The sequence below is a fragment of the Microvirga sp. 2YAF29 genome (genome assembly GCF_052114605.1).
In the GTDB taxonomy this organism is placed as follows: Bacteria; Pseudomonadota; Alphaproteobacteria; order Rhizobiales; family Beijerinckiaceae; genus Microvirga.
On the sequence record NZ_JBFRFB010000011.1, the window covers coordinates 88,032 to 104,713 of the forward strand.

At 62.4% G+C, this 16,682-nt stretch carries 16 protein-coding genes; 1 reads left to right on the forward strand and 15 read right to left on the reverse strand.

Annotated elements, in window-relative coordinates; genetic code table 11:
- Window positions 1-30 precede the first annotated feature (30 nt).
- The 14 genes from AB4Y85_RS15025 to AB4Y85_RS15090 form a co-directional block, all read right to left on the reverse strand.
- On the reverse strand, window positions 31-492 hold the full coding sequence (locus tag AB4Y85_RS15025; protein WP_441985715.1) for a cytochrome c-type biogenesis protein: 462 nt from the start codon (window positions 490-492) through the stop codon (window positions 31-33).
- A gap of 3 nt (window positions 493-495) precedes the next feature.
- Entirely contained in the window at window positions 496-2,478 is a 1,983-nt protein-coding gene (locus tag AB4Y85_RS15030) for a heme lyase CcmF/NrfE family subunit (protein ID WP_441985716.1), read from the reverse strand.
- A gap of 12 nt (window positions 2,479-2,490) precedes the next feature.
- Window positions 2,491-2,949: a cytochrome c maturation protein CcmE gene (ccmE, locus tag AB4Y85_RS15035; RefSeq protein WP_441985717.1), complete on the reverse strand. Its 459-nt coding sequence runs from the start codon at window positions 2,947-2,949 to the stop codon at window positions 2,491-2,493.
- Entirely contained in the window at window positions 2,946-4,046 is a 1,101-nt protein-coding gene (gene ccmI / locus AB4Y85_RS15040) for a c-type cytochrome biogenesis protein CcmI (RefSeq protein ID WP_441985718.1), read from the reverse strand. Before ccmI ends, ccmE begins: the two co-directional genes overlap by 4 nt.
- 71 nt (window positions 4,047-4,117) lie before the next feature.
- Complete coding sequence (locus AB4Y85_RS15045; RefSeq protein ID WP_441985787.1) at window positions 4,118-5,512, reverse strand: ATP-binding protein; 1,395 nt, start codon at window positions 5,510-5,512, stop codon at window positions 4,118-4,120.
- A complete protein-coding gene (locus AB4Y85_RS15050) occupies window positions 5,512-6,183 on the reverse strand; it encodes a response regulator transcription factor (RefSeq protein WP_441985719.1) in 672 nt (223 codons plus the stop codon). The genes AB4Y85_RS15045 and AB4Y85_RS15050 overlap by 1 nt, the downstream gene beginning before the upstream one ends.
- A gap of 15 nt (window positions 6,184-6,198) precedes the next feature.
- Entirely contained in the window at window positions 6,199-6,513 is a 315-nt protein-coding gene (locus AB4Y85_RS15055; protein WP_441985720.1) for a PepSY domain-containing protein, read from the reverse strand.
- A gap of 47 nt (window positions 6,514-6,560) precedes the next feature.
- Complete coding sequence (locus AB4Y85_RS15060; protein ID WP_441985721.1) at window positions 6,561-6,770, reverse strand: hypothetical protein; 210 nt, start codon at window positions 6,768-6,770, stop codon at window positions 6,561-6,563.
- A gap of 1 nt (window position 6,771) precedes the next feature.
- Complete coding sequence (locus AB4Y85_RS15065) at window positions 6,772-7,314, reverse strand: glycoside hydrolase family 108 protein (RefSeq protein ID WP_441985722.1); 543 nt, start codon at window positions 7,312-7,314, stop codon at window positions 6,772-6,774.
- A gap of 7 nt (window positions 7,315-7,321) precedes the next feature.
- Window positions 7,322-8,860: a DUF2793 domain-containing protein gene (locus AB4Y85_RS15070; protein ID WP_441985723.1), complete on the reverse strand. Its 1,539-nt coding sequence runs from the start codon at window positions 8,858-8,860 to the stop codon at window positions 7,322-7,324.
- A gap of 29 nt (window positions 8,861-8,889) precedes the next feature.
- Window positions 8,890-12,759, reverse strand: coding sequence for a baseplate multidomain protein megatron (locus AB4Y85_RS15075; RefSeq protein ID WP_441985724.1), 3,870 nt, complete (start codon window positions 12,757-12,759; stop codon window positions 8,890-8,892).
- Between the two features lie 5 nt (window positions 12,760-12,764).
- Entirely contained in the window at window positions 12,765-13,184 is a 420-nt protein-coding gene (locus AB4Y85_RS15080) for an NlpC/P60 family protein (protein WP_441985725.1), read from the reverse strand.
- Complete coding sequence (locus tag AB4Y85_RS15085) at window positions 13,181-14,071, reverse strand: DUF2163 domain-containing protein (RefSeq protein WP_441985726.1); 891 nt, start codon at window positions 14,069-14,071, stop codon at window positions 13,181-13,183. The genes AB4Y85_RS15080 and AB4Y85_RS15085 overlap by 4 nt, the downstream gene beginning before the upstream one ends.
- Before the next feature lie 179 nt (window positions 14,072-14,250).
- On the reverse strand, window positions 14,251-14,889 hold the full coding sequence (locus AB4Y85_RS15090; RefSeq protein WP_441985727.1) for a phage distal tail protein, Rcc01695 family: 639 nt from the start codon (window positions 14,887-14,889) through the stop codon (window positions 14,251-14,253).
- Between the two features lie 83 nt (window positions 14,890-14,972).
- Here AB4Y85_RS15090 and AB4Y85_RS15095 point away from each other — a divergent pair, with 83 nt between their 5' ends.
- Window positions 14,973-15,218: a YdcH family protein gene (locus AB4Y85_RS15095; RefSeq protein WP_441985728.1), complete on the forward strand. Its 246-nt coding sequence runs from the start codon at window positions 14,973-14,975 to the stop codon at window positions 15,216-15,218.
- 4 nt (window positions 15,219-15,222) lie between these two features.
- Here the strand turns inward: AB4Y85_RS15095 and AB4Y85_RS15100 are convergent, their stop codons facing one another.
- On the reverse strand, window positions 15,223-15,921 hold the full coding sequence (locus AB4Y85_RS15100) for a phage tail tape measure protein (RefSeq protein ID WP_441985729.1): 699 nt from the start codon (window positions 15,919-15,921) through the stop codon (window positions 15,223-15,225).
- Window positions 15,922-16,682 lie beyond the last annotated feature (761 nt).

Consider the following 16,682-nt stretch of genomic DNA (forward strand, 5'->3'; position numbering starts at 1 on the left):
ACCCCAAGATGAAATGTTAGTAAGGTTGAGTTAGGGGGCCCGACGGTCCTGGTTGAGCATGGTCTCGAGGGCCTTTTGCTCCTCTTCGTTCAGGGCTTCCGTCGGCTGTGGGCGACGCCTGAGGGCCATATAGGCGCCGAAAGCGCCCAGCACGAGAACAACGGCGGGGGTGAGCCAGAGCAGGAGCGTGTGGGCTCGGAAGGTCGGCCTGAGCAGGACGAATTCGCCGTAGCGTTGGACGAGGTAGTCCCGCACCTGGTCGTTATTGTCCCCCGCCAGGAGCCGCTCGCGCACCAGGAGCCGCAAATCCTTGGCGAGCTGTGCGTCGGAATCGTCAATGGACTGGTTCTGGCAGACGAGGCAGCGCAGGCCCGCGGAAATGTCGCGGGCGCGCTTCTCCAATGCCTGATCCTTCAGCACCTCGTCGGGCTGAACGGCCAGAGCCGTACCGCCCATGAAGAGTAATGCCAGGAATGCGAGAACGAAGCGCATGGCCTACTCCGCCGGAACCGCAGCCACGGGGGCCGCCTTCGCCCGAACGGGAGCGCCGATGCGCAACCTGCGGTCGGTGAGCGAGATCCCGCCGCCGAGGGCCATGATCACCGAGCCAATCCAGATCAGCAGAACGAGCGGCTTGTGATAGAGCCTGATGCCAACAGAACCGTCCGGCTGCAATTCGCCGATGCTGGCATAGACCTGACCTAGGCCCACGGTCATGATGCCGGCTTCCGTCGTCGGCATGCCACGGGTCACGTAGAGGCGTTTCATGGTCTCTACGGTGCCGAGATCTTGGCCGTGCCGGAAGATCGTCAGAATAGCCGCTTCCTCGCGGTAATTGGCCTCGACGCGGGGCACTATTCGCTCCAGACGCGCTTCATAATCGCCGGCCTTGAGGCGTTCCCCAATCTTGACCGCGCCCAGCCCTTCAACGCCCCATGCGGTCGCGGCAATGCCGATGACAGTGAGGCCGACGCCCGCATGAGCGATGACGGTTCCCCATGTCGAGCGAGGCAGGCCGCGTGCCTTGCGCAAGGCCACCGAGAGCGCCGTACCCTTCGACCAGGAGCGTGTCACAATCTCGTTGAGCGAGCCCAGGACGAGATAAGCACCAAGGCCGATCCCCAAGGGAGCCGCAACAGGCCCCCCATGATGGAAAGCCAGCAGCACGACCATGAGCAGGAGGGATATGCCGAAAATCGCATAAAGCCTTTGCGCCGCACCGAGGAAATTGCCGCGCTTCCAGGCCAGCGTCTGACCAAGCGGCAGAAGCAGCAGGAGCGGCACAATCAACGGGATGAAGGTGAAGTTGAAGAACGGCGCGCCGACGGAGATCTTCTCGCCCGTGATGACTTCCAGAGCCAGCGGGTAGAGCGTACCGATCAGCACAGTCGCGCAGGCGGTGGCAAGGAACAGGTTGTTCAGGACGAGAGCGCCCTCACGCGAGACCGGCGCGAAAAGGCCGCCCTGCTTGAGCATGGGCGCGCGCCATGCGAACAGCGCCAGCGATCCGCCGATGAAGAAGATGAGGATACCGAGAATGAACGTGCCGCGCTCAGGATCGACCGCGAAGGAATGGACCGAGGTCAGCACGCCGGAGCGGACGAGGAAGGTACCGAGGAGAGAGAGAGAGAATGTCAGGATGGCGAGAAGGATCGTCCAGACCTTCAGCGCATCGCGCTTTTCCATGACGACCGTGGAATGTACCAGCGCCGTGCCGGCAAGCCAGGGCATCAGCGACGCATTCTCCACCGGGTCCCAGAACCACCAACCACCCCAGCCGAGTTCGTAATAGGCCCAGTAGGAGCCCATGGCGATGCCGAGCGTGAGGAAGGCCCAAGCGCCGAGCGTCCAGGGACGCACGATCCGCGCCCAGACCGCGTCGATGCGCCCGTCGATCAGCGCCGCGCAGGCAAACGCGAAGGAAATCGAAAAACCGACATAACCGATGTAGAGCAGCGGCGGATGGATCGCGAGGCCGGGATCCTGCAGCAGCGGGTTCAGATCCTGCCCTTCAATGAGCGCGGGCATGACGCGCGTGAACGGGTTCGATGTGGTGAGGATGAAGAGCAGGAAGGCGATCGTGACGGCAGCCTGCACGGCAAGTGTATTGGCCTGAAGGCGCATGGGAATGCTGTTTTTGGAGACAGCCACTACGGCGCCGAACAGCGCGAGGATCAGAATCCACAGAAGCATCGAACCTTCGTGGTTTCCCCACACGCCGGAGATCTTGTAGATCATCGGCTTCGTCGAGTGCGAATTCTGAACCACGTTCAGCACGGAGAAGTCGGAGGTCACGTAGGCAATCGTCAGGGCCAGGAAGGCGAAGGCGATGCAGCCGAAGACCGCAAGGCCCGTCACGGGTCCGACCGACATCAGCACGGGGTCGTTGGCCCGCGCGCCCCAGAGCGGCACGACGAATTGGATCAGAGATAATCCGAGCGCCAGCGCGAGCGCAAAATGTCCGGCCTCGACCAACACGCGGGCTCTCCCTTACTGCGTCTTCGGCGCGGCATCGGCCTCGCCCATCCAGTGGCCCTGTTTCTTCAGGGTATCCGCCACTTCGCGCGGCATGTAGTTCTCGTCATGCTTGGCAAGAACCGTATCGGCGCGGAACAGTGTCGGGCTTTCCAGCACACCCTCGGCCACGATTCCCTGCCCTTCACGGAACAGATCGGGCAGCAGGCCGGTGTACTGAACCTTGATCGCGCTCTGCGCATCCATGACCTCGAACGAAATCCGCTGGTCGCTACCACGTTGAACGCTGCCTTCCTTCACAAGGCCGCCGAGGCGAATGCGCGTGCCGGGTTGAACGCTCTTAGCCTGGATGTCCGCAGGCGAGTTGAAGAACACGATGGTGTCGTTCATCGCATAGAGAACAAGACCAAGGGCGACGGCGAGAACACATCCCGCGATGCCGATCAGGGTAAGACGTCTCTGCTTTCTGGTCATGGTTGGGCGTTCGTCAGTTTCAGTTCGCGCGCCATCGTGTCGATTGTCTTCAATCCGGCATCGTCCTTCGCCAGAGCTTGCCGGGCGCGCCCGACTGCTTCCATGGCTTTGTCGCGCTGTCCCAATACGGTGTAGGACCTCATCAGGCGCGCCCATTCCTCTGCGGTTCCACCCTGGCTCTCCAAGCGGCTCGCAAGCCCGGAGACCATGCGTGCGATGTCCTCGGCTCCAACCGTCGATGCATCGACGGACGCAATAGCCGGAGGCGGTGCACCAAGGCGTTCGAGATGCTCGCGAACGACTGGCACCCAGGGAGCATCGTTCGGCGACGTGAGGAGAAGCTGCGTATAGGCCTGCTTCGCCTTTTCCGCCTGTCCATCCTGCTCGGCGGCGCGGGCGAGATAGTAACGCGCCTTGGACGACCCGGCATTCAGCTTCATGGCCTGCTCGAAGGCGGTTTGAGCCTCGGCGGACACGACCCCGTCCTTAGCCAGCACCATGGCCTCGCCGTAATTGGCGAGACGATCGGCATCCGGACCGAGATAGCGTAAGGCGGATTCATAAGCCTTGACTGCATCATCCCTGCGGTCGAGGCGAATATAGACCGGTGCCACGACCTCCCAGCCACGCCCGTCCTGCGGGTTCTGGGAGAGATGCGTCTCGATCTGCGCAATCGCGGCCATGAGGTCCATCTTCTCGCCCTGCGGCTGAGCCTCGACCTGCGGCGGATGGGTGAGCAGATGCGGTGAGCCATAGGCGCCATAGATGGCCAGCGCCAGGATCGGAATCATGGAGAGAGCCAAGGTCGAGGCAGCACGCCGACGGCGAAGAGCAGGCTCGCCCAAAGCGGCATAAGGATCGCCCGGCATGCCGGTCGTGCGCAGGAGCCTTCGGCCCGCTTCCGCCTTCGCGGCCTCGGCCTCGCTGGGGAGGAGAACACCACGCTCACGGTCGCGCTCGATCTCCGCGATCTGGTCGCGATAAAACTGCGTATCGGGATCGATCTGGCGCGAGACGGCGCGATGGCGCGACAGCGGCCAAAGCACCGCCATCACGGCCGCAGCCGTCATCAACACGAGAATGATCCAGATCACCATAAAATCCTAATTACTCCGAGTCCCCGTCAAGCACGACGGTGGCACGGTGTCACGCGTAAAAATACATAGAGTCAGCCTCTATCCCCGGGCAGCTCAAGCACCGCTCTCAGCCCTCCAAGGGGCGCGGCCTCGAGCTTGAGAGAGCCGCGATAGAGGGCGGCGAGGTCGCTGACAATGGACAGGCCAAGTCCCGATCCCGGCTTAGTTTCATCCAACCGGCGGCCTCGCTTGAGGACCTCGGCGCGGGCTGTCTCGGGCAGACCGGGACCGTCGTCATCGATCAGCAGGCGGAAGCGGGGGCGGTCGATATCCTCCCGTATGACCTCGACCGAAATCTCGACTTTGTGAGCGGCCCACTTGGCCGCATTGTCGATGAGATTGCCCGCCATCTCCTCCAGATCCTGCTTCTCGCCCCGGAATCGCAGGTCCAAGGGAATCGCAAGCTCGACGGCCAGATCCTTGTCGCGGTAGATCTTCGCGAATGTCCGGGCGAGACCGGCGATGACAGGCTCCACGTCGGTCAGGGTGCCCAATGTTCCGGCAAGCGCCGCCGCGCGGGCGCGATCCAGGTAATAATTTACCTGGTCTCGCATCAGGTTTGCCTGCTCACGCACCCTGGAAGCCACCTCGTCCGGTGCATTCTCGGCTTCGTTCATGATGATGCTGAGCGGCGTCTTGAGGGCGTGAGCCAGATTGCCGACCTGGGTGCGGGCACGTTCCAGGATTTCACGGTTGGTGTCGAGCAACAGGTTCAGTTCACTTGCCAGCGGCGAGATATCGCGCGGATACTCGCCGGAAATCCGTTCCGCCTCCCCCCGCCGGATCGTGCCGAGGGCAGAGCGGAGATTGGCCAGCGGGCGCAGGCCGAAGCGGATCTGGAGAAGCGTCGAGAAGCCGAGAGCAAGGCCCAGAAGCGCGAATGTGACCGTGAGCGCGAAGAAGAAGTCCTTGACGCTCACCGTAATCTCATCTGACGGACCGGCGACGCGGATGATGTATCGTCCGTCTTCTCCGAGGTCGATATCACGCTCGATCAATCGGAGTTCTCGCTCGTCGGGAGCCCGGCCATAGCCTCGCCGGATCTGGCCGAACTGGTTGTCGTCCGAGGCGGCCAGGCTCGGCAACATTCCGCCGAACAGGGATTTGGATGAGCGGATTTCTCCCGGCTTGGCATTGGGACGCGCCACCTGCCAGTACCAGCCGGACAGAGGCAGTTCGAAGCGCGGATCGCCGATAGGGCCGAGATCCCGGTCGGGATCCCCGGGTGTTACGAGGTTCGAGGCCAGGGTGTTCGCGTAGACCAACAGGCGCTGGTCGAAAGCGCGCTCCGTGTTATCCCGGTACAGGGTAAGTAGAATAAGGCCTGCGATGAGCAGGATCGAGAAGCTCCAGAACACTGAGGAAACGGCAAGCCGGACCGCGATGGGCCGGCTTGCAAGGCGCTTCAGGATCGGGCCGATGCCAATCACGTCTTGGTCTGGCTTGCGTCGAGCAGATAGCCGAGGCCGCGCACGGTCTGGATAATGTCGACGCCAAGCTTCTTGCGAAGCCTTCCGATGAACACCTCGATGGTGTTCGAGTCGCGGTCGAAATCCTGATCGTAGAGGTGCTCCGTCAGCTCGCCGCGCGAGACGATGCGGCCCGTATGGTGCATGAGATAGGATAGGAGCCTGTATTCATGCGAGGTCAGCTTTACCGGGTTGCCGTCCACCGCCACGCGGCCCGAGCGCGTGTCGAGCTTTACAGGCCCGCAGGCGATCTCGCTGGTCGCATGGCCGGTCGCTCGGCGCAGCAGAGCGCGCACGCGGGCAAGCAGCTCTTCCATATGGAAGGGCTTTGTCACGTAGTCGTCGGCACCGGCATCGAAGCCCTGGACCTTGTCGCTCCAGCGGTCGCGGGCTGTCAGGATGATGACGGGCGTCTTCCTGCCCTCGCGGCGCCAGGCGGTGAGAACGGAGACGCCATCCACCTTTGGCAGGCCGAGGTCTAGGATGATGGCGTCGTAGGGTTCGGTATCCCCAAGGAACTGCCCCTCCTCGCCGTCGAAGGCAGTATCAACCGCGTAGCCCGCCTGCTCGAGGGCGGTCACGATCTGCTTATTGAGGGTCTTGTCGTCCTCGACAACGAGAAGGCGCACGTTTTGAGCTTTCTGTTAATGGACCGATTTCACACGTCCGGAGGAGCCGTCGATCATCACTTGCACGATGCGCCCATCCTTTTGCAAGGCCATGATCACATAGACAAGTGTGTCGTTGCTGCGGCAGAGGCTGGCCCGCACCACGTCCGCATCGGGGACCCGACGCTTGGCGGTCATGACGGCAGCAGCCGGCGCGACAATGCTTTTAGAGGCTACAGCCTCCTGCATTTCGCGGGGCGGCAGGCAATTGGCGAGGGCAGCCGTCGCGCTCTGCGCGGACGCAGCCCCCATCGTTGCCCACAGCGCTATGACCAGACAAACCAGACGCATGTGCCTCTCATGCCCTTGAAGCACTGAACAAAGCCTGAATGCGATTTTTAGTTCAGAATCTGCTTCGTGGCCAGAATGCGGAAAACGGTGGAGGCGATGAAGCTCGCGGCGGCAATGAACTGGATGGCCGCCTCCTCGAAGGCGCCGGTGCCGATTTCAGAGACGTCGAAGCCGAACAGGTCGAGAACGAGAGCGACGAGGCCGATCAGGTTGGCCCAAACGGTACGGCTGGCGAGGATGGTCTTTGTGTCCAACATATCAAGCATTTCTTGTTGATGAGAATGAAGCGGCAAGCCGGAGAGCTTCCTGCTCGACCGCGACGACCCGCCGGCGCCATCCCCGTCCGAAGACGGGCCAAGTGGCGAGGCGGGAGAGAAAGCCGAGGCGTGCCCGCGTCAGGCAGCGCACCGTCTCGGCGGGATCGGCCCGGTTGGCGGACCTGATGGTTACGGGCCCGATGAGCCCATCGGCAGCGACACCAAGCACATGCTGCAGCATGGCCACGGCACGCTTGGGCCCCGAATTGACGGCAAGATCGAACACGGCGAGATCGAGACCGAGGGGAAGTTCATCGGCCCGCACGGCTCTCCAGTAGAGGCTGCGATAGATCGAGGCCGCCTCCTGACTGGTCAGTCGGCGCACCTCTTCCACCGAGGCCTGACGCCCCCACACTCGAGAGAGCGTTTCACGGGTGATGCCGAAATTCGTGGCGCCGCCGGGATCGCGGGGATGATTTACGAAACCGCCCTCATGCTGCAGTACGAACGCGACGGCAAAGTCAAAGGATGAGGATCGAGACATGTGCTCCTCACAGCTCAGCCTGCAGGGCGATGGAAGCCGAGCTGCCGAGATGCAGCACGCCGGATGTGCCTGCCGTAGCGCTGAACGCTGAAGTGGCCAGCAGGCGTATTGTCGTCGCTGTCGGGCTTGCCATCGCGGCCGTGCTGACGATGAAGGAGCCTGTCAGGACCGTCCACGAAGCAGTGCTGTTGTTGTAGAAACCGATTTGATTGCCAGTGGGCGCGGCAGCAGTCCATGCAGGGCCGCTCGTCACGAATGCAGGCCCGGCCCTCATGGGCACCGGCAAAGGACAGGGAATGTCGATGACGTTCGTAGCGACGCGCTGTCCAAACGAGGCGAGTATAGTGGATGATGCACCGATGAGCGGCACCGGCTGATAATAGCGCCGGCAGTTCAGCTCTTCGATGGCAGGAGGCTCTCCCAGCCAGGGCGTCGGGAAGGAGCCGATTTCCAGCTTCACCTGCTGGAACGAGCACGGCGCGGATGGCTGCAACCGGACAGTAACATGTCCCGTTTCGTTTCCATCCAATGTTACCGTAACGGAGCGGCGGCCTGAGCCCGCCGGAATGGTCGCGGCCCTCGTTCCCACGGTAACCGGCAGGCTTGCCGAGGGATCCTGAACCGAGAGGGTCAATGTGACGCCACCGAGATTGGCTCTGCCTGCCAGAGCCGAGACATGCACCACATCGACAACCTGATCGAGCGGGCCGGTCAGAGTGACGGTTCCATCCGCTGCACGGGCGACGGTGCAGCCGCCCGGCCCCGCCTTCCAGCGATCGAAGCCGTAAACGCCTGAGGCCAGTGCGCCGCCCGCGAAATTGCGCTGGTTCACGCGAAAAGACGAATTGATGATGAGGTTCGGCCTCGGAATATTCGCGGCCCCTTGCGGGAAGGATGCAACGCCCGAACTTCCATCGACGACCATGGCATCGAACCATTGCGCTCCGTTCGGGGACACTCGAATGCTGAAGTCGTCGCTGCCGACCAGACCCGTCTCGGCACGTCCGCTGAAACCGCGCTGATACAATTGCGAGAGCACATTCGCCGCGCCTGCCTTGTTGAGGACGAAGCGCAGATCGCCCGTGCCTCCCTCTTCCACGCTCAGCGCGGAGAACAGGGCGGCGTTGAGCTTCGCCGATAAGCGGTTCAATGAGTCTGGAAGGGTGCCGATGCCGAGACGCTCGACCCTGTCGATGGTTCCACAGAACCGTCCGAGATCTTGCCATTGCTCGCCGTCGTGAACGATGACGATGCTCTCGGATTCCAAATGAGCGAGCCAGCCCGCGCGAGGCTCGAGGAAGCGCCAGCCAGCGGAATCGTACAAGGCGACCTTGCCCTCATGTCCCGCGAAGGCGCCGGTCGCACCCGAGCCGACGAGGTAGCGGTCGCCCTCCGTGGGAGACGTTGGCGGCGTGGTGCGCCCGCGCTCCTTTACGGAGAGCTGCGCTAGGGCATCGAGGGATGCGAGCGCTTCGTTATGGGTGACATGCTTTTGCGCCTGCGCCGCAGCAAGCAGCGGCAGGGCCAGATGTGGTGTTGAGGTCATGAAACAACTTGCTTTGAATGGGGGAGGGCTCAGAGAACCGGCAATGTGACGCTGCGCTCGAAGCCGCGCCCCGCCACCGCGCTGATCTGCGCGATCCGGAGATTCAGGACGCTTTGAGGCGCGCCGAAATCGGCGAGTTCCTGCTCGGTGGAGTAGTGGGCAACGGGCTCGGTGCTGGCGATCCTGCGAACGACACCGGCACCTTTAAGAATATCGATCTCATAGCGTTCGATCTCCTCGCCGAGAGGAACATCGACCGCTTCCCAGTTGTCGCCCTCGCGGCGCGTCCGGCGTGTCCAGGAAATGCGCAACCCGTCCGCCTCACGGCGCAGGGATATGTGAACCGGGCTCATGGGCTTGAGCGCCTCGCGTCCGATGGTCGCCGCGATTTCCGCCATGGCGGGATCGGCATGATCGCGGCCCGACGGACCGATCCGGTAGCGCCAGGTCTGGCCCAGATCGGCGAGATCGCTGGAGAGAGGAACAACCGCCTCGTCCAACCGTACGATGAGCGCGCCCGCCGGAACGCTGCGCGCCGCCTCCGGCTCCGTGCCCGCAAGGCCACGCAGGAAACGCGAAAGGCGATAGGTCCGCTCGCCGATCAGCTCCGCACGAGCGGCTGAGAGAATTTCCCATCGCCCGCCGCTTCCTTGGAGGGCAAAGAGGTTTCCGCCGGCAAGCGCTTCCTCGTCGTCGATGGAGCTTAGTGCCCCCGATGAAATCTCCACATCGAGAGACGCTCTCGCATCCCAGCGCCAGAGCGGTCCGGGTTGAAGTTCGGTTTTCGTCGTACCGATCACCGCCGGCAGATCGAGAATGCGATGCGGCTTGTAGCTGGCGCCGTTGCCGGATCGCCAGACGGTGACCGCGCCCGGCCATGGATCGGCGGCGACGGCGATGTACTGCAATCCCGCAGGATCACCGAGAGCGGCAGGCAGATCGAGAATGACCGCCTGCGGCTTTCCCGGCACCGGCGGCGGACGGCGCGGCGGACGCTCGATGGATGAACCCGGCCGCTCGAACACGGCAGGCTCGACCGCGCGGGTGGTGACCTTGCGCGTCGGCCCGTCGGCGATCCGGATGACACGATGGAGTTTTGGACCGGCATCGGTTGGAAGCGAGATCACGTCTCCCGGCTCAAGCTCCACGCGACGGGAAGAGAGTTCGAATTCCGCCCCTTCCCGACCGGCCCAGAGATCCTGGAGCCACGCATCGGCCAGACGCTGCGCCTCGCCACGGCGCGTGATCATGGCGCAATCGGTCCGCGCTTCACGGCGGCTCGCACCCGACAGGCGCCGCGACGCGACGGCGGCGCGGCGATAATCCATGTCGCCTTCCGTGTAGCCGATCTCCACCTGCTGCGGCAGCTCGGTCTCCTGCGAGCGAGTAAGTTTGAGCGAGGGCTCTCCTTCGCTCATGATGAGATCGCCCTTCGTGAGCTCGATGATCGCGCGGCCGCCGCGACCGCGCCATGCGATCCTTCCAGCGTTTGCAACCGCATCGACACCGAACAGCCGCATCAAGGGCTCGAGCGCGCCGCGCACCGACATGGGCCTGTCGATCACATAGCCGTCCATGAACCCATCGACGGGGATGGCACCGGGATCGCCCAGGCCGAAATCCTTACATACGGCGGCGATCAGCCGGTCGAGAGGCACGCCTTCGAGACGGCCCGTGATCCAATGCCCCGTCTCCCAGTTCGCCCCGTCTTTCCACACGGAATCGAAATCGGGAAAGGCCGGGAACGGTCTTGCGTCCCAGGCCCAGACATAGACGTGGCCGGGATCCACCATGCGCCCGCCATAGACAGGCGAGACCGGATTATAGGCTTCCGCAAATCCCCGCTGCGCGGGATCGAAGCGGGAGATGATCGCTTCCAGTGCACGGGCCTGCACGAGATCGTCGCGTACGCCGCGAGAGAATGGCGGATAGGCCGATTCCGAAGATTTGGGATCGGGAAAGACATTAGGTCCATTGGGACCTTTATCGACAGCCGGAATGCCGATTTCGGTGAGCCAGATAGGCTTTGACTGAGGCCTCCAGGCTGTGGATCCAAGCTCAATGCCATTATGGCGCTCCACATGCGGATTCGACCACCAGGAGGCAAGATCCTTGGCGCGGAACATCCATGGCTTGTTGTAGGCTCCATCGGTGATGGGCGTGCGCCTCTGGTCCGCGCGGTCAGCTGTGTTGGCATAGTACCAATCGAAGGCTTCGCCGCTGCCCAGGCGCTGGCGGAGATAGTCCACGTCGTAGACGCTGCGCCCCTCCTTCAGATCCGCGTGATCAGGAGAGTCGCGCCAATCTGAGATCGGCGGATAGTAATCGATGCCGACTGCATTAATATTGTCGTCGCCGAACAGCGTATCGAGAGGAAAGCGGACCTCGGAACCGGAGCCGAGCACATGAGACCCGTATTCCGTCCAGTCCGCCGCATAGACGAGCTTGGTGCTTGAACCGACGATCTCGCGAACGAGAGACGCCATCTGCCTCAACCTAGCGACAGCGGGGTATATTCCGGGTGAGGAACGCACACGGGTGAGCCCGACGAATTCGCTGCCGATAATGAACCCATGCACGCCGCCTGCACTCTTCGCGATATTCGCATAATGAGTGATGAAAGTGCGATATCCGCCTGGCGTGCGAGTAAAAAACTGAGTGATCTGCGACGTTGCAGCACTCGTTCCATCCAGCGTCCCCGGACGACCTGGAGCAGGATCGCACGTAATGCGCCCGCGCCACGGGTAAGGCGCCTGCCCTGTTCCGCCATAGGGATCGGGCAGCGCATTGCCGGACGGAATATCCATCATCACGAAGGGATAAAGCACCACGTCCAGCCCACGGCTCTTCAGCGCCTTGATGAGGCGGATCACGGTCTCGTCCGAAGGCGTGCCGCCGTAGGCAGGCGCACCGTCCGCAAGCGAAACGGCATTGACCTGACTGCGCGTCAAGCCAGCCACGGACCACATATCTCCTTCCGTGGTCTTCGCCGCTACATCGACACGCGGCTCGATCTGGCATGAACCAGCGCGCAGATCATCGCCGAACCAGCTCACGACCAGCGAGACACGGTTCAGGTTAGGGCAGAGCGCCTGCAAGGCATCGAGCGAGGCCAGCACATCGGCGCCCCGCTTCCATTGATGCCGGTTCTCGGGCTTCGTCTTGCCGAGCGGGAGCACCTGAGTGATCGGAATGGTGTCGTAGCCGAACTCGCTCGCACCGGGGATCAGGCAGACGGCGCGGATCATGCGGCTGAGGCCGTCAACCGGGCGAATGATCTCGAAGGAGAATTGCGGAACGCGGTTTCCGTAATCTTCGAGCGGCAGCCGCTCGAACACGACATAGGCCAGGCCGCGATAGGCCGGCGCGTGGGTGCTCCCCTCCTTCGCCACGATCAGCGGATCGGCGGCTTGCGTCTCCGAGCCGCGATGCACACGCATGGTGATCGTCGTGAGGTCGATCTCGCGGCCATCCGCCCAGACGCGGCGGATAAAGCCGATCTGCCCTTCGCACAGGCCGACCGCGAGATTGGCGAAATAGGAATATGTCGTGGTGGAGGTCTTAGGGCCTCCGCCCATGCCCTTGCCGCCCTGCGCGCCGGAACGCTCGACCTTAGTGTTCGCGACCTCCAGGAGGCGCGTCGCCCAGATCAGCTGCCCGCCGATGCGCGCGCGGCCATAGATGCGTGGGATCGCTGCGCCCTCGCTGGAGGTCAGGCCGTCGATCTCCTTGAGGCGTGGCCCTTCTACGTATTTCGTGTTGTCGCCCCCGCTTAAAAGCGAATTGTCGATGGCAGCACCGGCAAGACCGCCGAGCACCCGCCCGGCCATCGCGCCAAGCGGACCCGCGACCATGCCGCCGACGACCGAGCCGACGGTTTGGAGAACGATTGTGGCCATGTTGATTATTCCGGAAAGCGAAAAGCGTAGGCGAGATGCCGACGCCACCAGGGATGGAACGCCACCTCGGTGACGCAGGCGCCGTCATGGGCGTGAATCATGGCGCCGGGCGATGTCGCGATGGCGCAATGCTTTGCGGGCATGGTGTCACGCCAGCGAAACAGCAGCACGTCGCCCGGCTCGAAGGATTCGAGATCGACCTCGACGAGATACTTTCGCGCAGCGGCAAGGAGCGTATCGGCACCGGCCTCTGCCCAATCGGGCGAATAAGGCGGCGGCAATTCGGGCTCCGAACCCATCACGCTTTTCCAGACCCCACGCAGCAGCCCCAGGCAATCGCAGCCGACGCCCTTGAGAGAGGCCTGATGCTGATAGGGTGTTCCGATCCAGGAGCGCGCCTCTTCGATAATCGCAGCCCGCCTCACTTGAAGAAGCTCCCGCCATCGAGGCCGGGCTCGCCCTGCTGCGGCATGCGGATGATGAAATCGTTGCCGGGCATGTGCGGAAAGCCTCGGAAGTTCACGATATTGTTGAACTTCCTGCGGCACATGCCGTGGGTCTTGTCGCAACCTGCGGTGACGCGAAACGTATCACCGACCTTGATCGCTTGCGGGGCCCGCTGCCACAGGTCGAACTCGTCCACGCCGTTGATGGCGCGATGTACCTTGATCTCGACAGAGAGACCCGCATTGTCGCCGGTGAGCCACGTAAGCTTGCCTCCTGTGCACCAATTATCCGCGAAGCCGATATCAGAAGCCACGATGCCGAGAGCGCCATCGGTGCGCGTAACGGTGCCGGTATCGGCATAGGCCGTGGACGACAGATTCACCCCGCATTTGGCATCGCCCAGATCGGCGGAGCACGTGGCGCGAAACAGCCGCCCCCGCTCCTCGTCGAGGCGGTGCATGACGCCACGCAGCTCCGCAACGAAGCTGCCATCCGCACGGCGGATCTCGCCGATGGAGCCGATGTCGAGCAACAGCCGCTCCTCCACATTGCTCCAGTTCACGAGCCATGTTTCCACACTGGCATCGTCGTAGCGGCCCGAGGAAATGTCGTCCTCCGTCAGCCCAGCCGACATGAGCGCGCCTGCCACCTCCCCGCCGCCGACCGCGAAGCCGAGTTCGGCTGTCGCTTCCGCCGCCTCGAGCCCGGAGCGGGCGGTGAAGATTGTGCCGCCGAAGGCAAGGTCGCGGTCGTGATCGGTGAAGCCGAAGGTGTGCCCGTCCTGCCGGATCAGCTTCCAGCAATGACACAAGGTCGTCGTCCCCTCCGCCATATGGGCGGCGAAGTTCAAGGGTATGCTGCGCATGATGATCTCAAGTTGCGGTGCCGGTTCGGGGGCGAAAGCTAACCTCTCGATGTCATGGCCGGGCTTGTCCCGGCCATGACATCGTAATAGTGCGGCTGCGTTGCAATCGGGATCACCGGCACAAGGCCGGTGATGACGTGAAAAAGCATCCTTCCCAGCCCGGATGACACTGTAAGTTTTCAGGGAACGATTTCGATCAGCGGGATCTGCGGGATCGCGCCGGCTTCGAAGGCGGAGAGATCGATGTCGAGTTCGTCCGTGTCGAAGCGGACCGGGACGTCGAAGGCGTAGCCCGCCGTGATTACTGCTCCACCGTTCGGCGGCACCGAGAACGTCACTAGGCCTGTCGCGGGGTCGCAATTGAACGCTGAGCCCACCGCCTGTTCGATGCCATTGACCGCCACCCTGACAGACCCGCCGACAGGCTTGGCGATGGTGCGCAGATAAGGTGCGAAGGACGAGCCGTAGGTTTTCACCAGCTGGAACTCCCGCCGCGCGCCGTCTCCCGTTCCGATCCGCTGGTCCATGGGCGTCGGCTCCTTCGAGGGTTGGCCTGATCGCCAGTCGGTCCTGTCGCGGAAGCGGAAGCCGTAGAGCTTGCCGCGCCGCTCCTCGAAGAACACGATGACCGCATGCAGGGCATCGATGGTTCTGACACCCAGGCCCGCATCGTAGCGGCGGCGGGATTGCGCCCAGCGGCTGTTGCGATGCTCGCGGCCTGAGGCGAGCGTGACGATATCGGTCCGCCGCACCGGCCCACCCCGACTGCCGAGGCTGACGTCGAGGGGAAAGCGGACCTCATGGAAATCGGATGCCATGATCCATCTCTCATTCTTGAAACGAAAAAAGTGGGGGTGGCGTTGTCGTCCTGACAAAACGTCAGACAAGGAGACGGCAGGCGATGAGCAATGCTCCCAACGACCTTTCCCAGGATTTCCCGGATAAGGTCGACCGCATCCATCAATTGAAGACGAGCAATAACCGTTTCGCGCGGCTCTACGACGAGTACAACGAGCTGAACCGCACCATTCACCGCATCGAGACGCGGGTGGAGCCTCAATCGGATGAGGCCGAAGAAGAACTCAAGCGCCGCCGCCTGCAGATCAAGGACGAGATCATGGCGATGCTCGACGGCGAGGACGCATAAAAGTCTACATGCCGCGCTGGCCCCGCGCGACGGCCCGCGCCAGCGCGGCGGAAACCTGCGCCTCGGACCGGCGGAAGCTCTCCGCATCCGGCGTCGAGATATTGACAGTGATCGCCGCAGTTTGCCCGCCACCTCCCGAGCGAACGCCGAGCTTGCCATCCGGCCCGCGAGCCAGCGGCATCACGGCCTCCGCGCCCCTCTCGCCCATGACGCCGAGGCCGCGCCCAAGCGGAAAGTAAGTCGGCGCACCGACCACGCCGCCTTGCGCGAACGGCATCACCATGCCGCGCGAGAACACGCCACCCTTGGCGAAAGGCGTGGCGGCAGCGCCGCCACCTCCTCCGCCGAAGAGGGAGCCGACGATCGAGCCGAGCCCCTTGAAGAGCCCGCCGAGCAGCCCTCCACCATCCATCGGCAGAGAGCTGCCCACTGCACCTACGGTCATGCTCTTGATGCTTTGGCTCAAGGCCATCTGAAGCGGCGCCAGGGCCAGACGTAACCCTGTTTCCACAAGAGACTCGCGCATCTTCTTGAAAACATCATCAAGCTTCTTGCCCTCGGCGATGTTCTTCGCGAAAGCATTGGACAAAGAGTCACCGAATTTATCGGAGAGCCCGATGAGGGTATTGAGCTGGCGTTCTCTATCCTTTTCCCAATCTGATTTGGGATTATTAGTGCCAGGTTTTTGGTCATCGCCAGCCATAAAGGCAGTCCTTTATATATTTTTGTTACCATTACTTGGATTGACAGCCTGCAACACGAAGCCAGCACCAGATTTGGTCTTCAATTCGGAAGACTTATCGAAAAAGGAATTTTCCCGAGCGGAGGCAGAGTGCAATTTGGAGGCCGAGAAAGCCGCTATGCTAGCTTCGAACAGCGTAACTGCAGGCGAACGCTGGAGAAAGATTTTCATCCTCTGCATGGAGGCGAAAGGGACCCTGTTTGTGGGGACCGCTGACCAAATGCCGTCAAACGCTAAATCCTAACGGATCATACAATGACCCTTCGCCCAATCGTCGCCATTACGCTGCTTATCCCAGTCATTGGACTTAGCGCGTGCATGACTCCACCTCCGACAAGAAGCATCTACAAGACCCCTGGGATGAGCGATGCAGAATGGAGCCGCATTAGGGATGAGTGCTGGTACGAGGCAGAGAAGGCAACAGCTTCTGCCGATCCAATGACGGCTATTTCCTATACAGCGCGACGTATTTTCAAGATGTGCGCAGAGCTAAAGGGCGCAACATTCGCTGGTAGGGTCACGATGCCTAATGAGCAATGGGATCGGATCGACACTCTCTGCAAGGAGGAGGCAACTAACGCTGTTGCAGGGCAACCTCCATCACGCGCGAGAGACGAACGAAAAGAAGACTTAGAGATCGAATGCGCCAAGCGGAATGGCGCAGTGTTTCAACAGTCGCTCTATCCCTGAAAAATGCCGTAAAATTGAAGTGCAGAACCCAT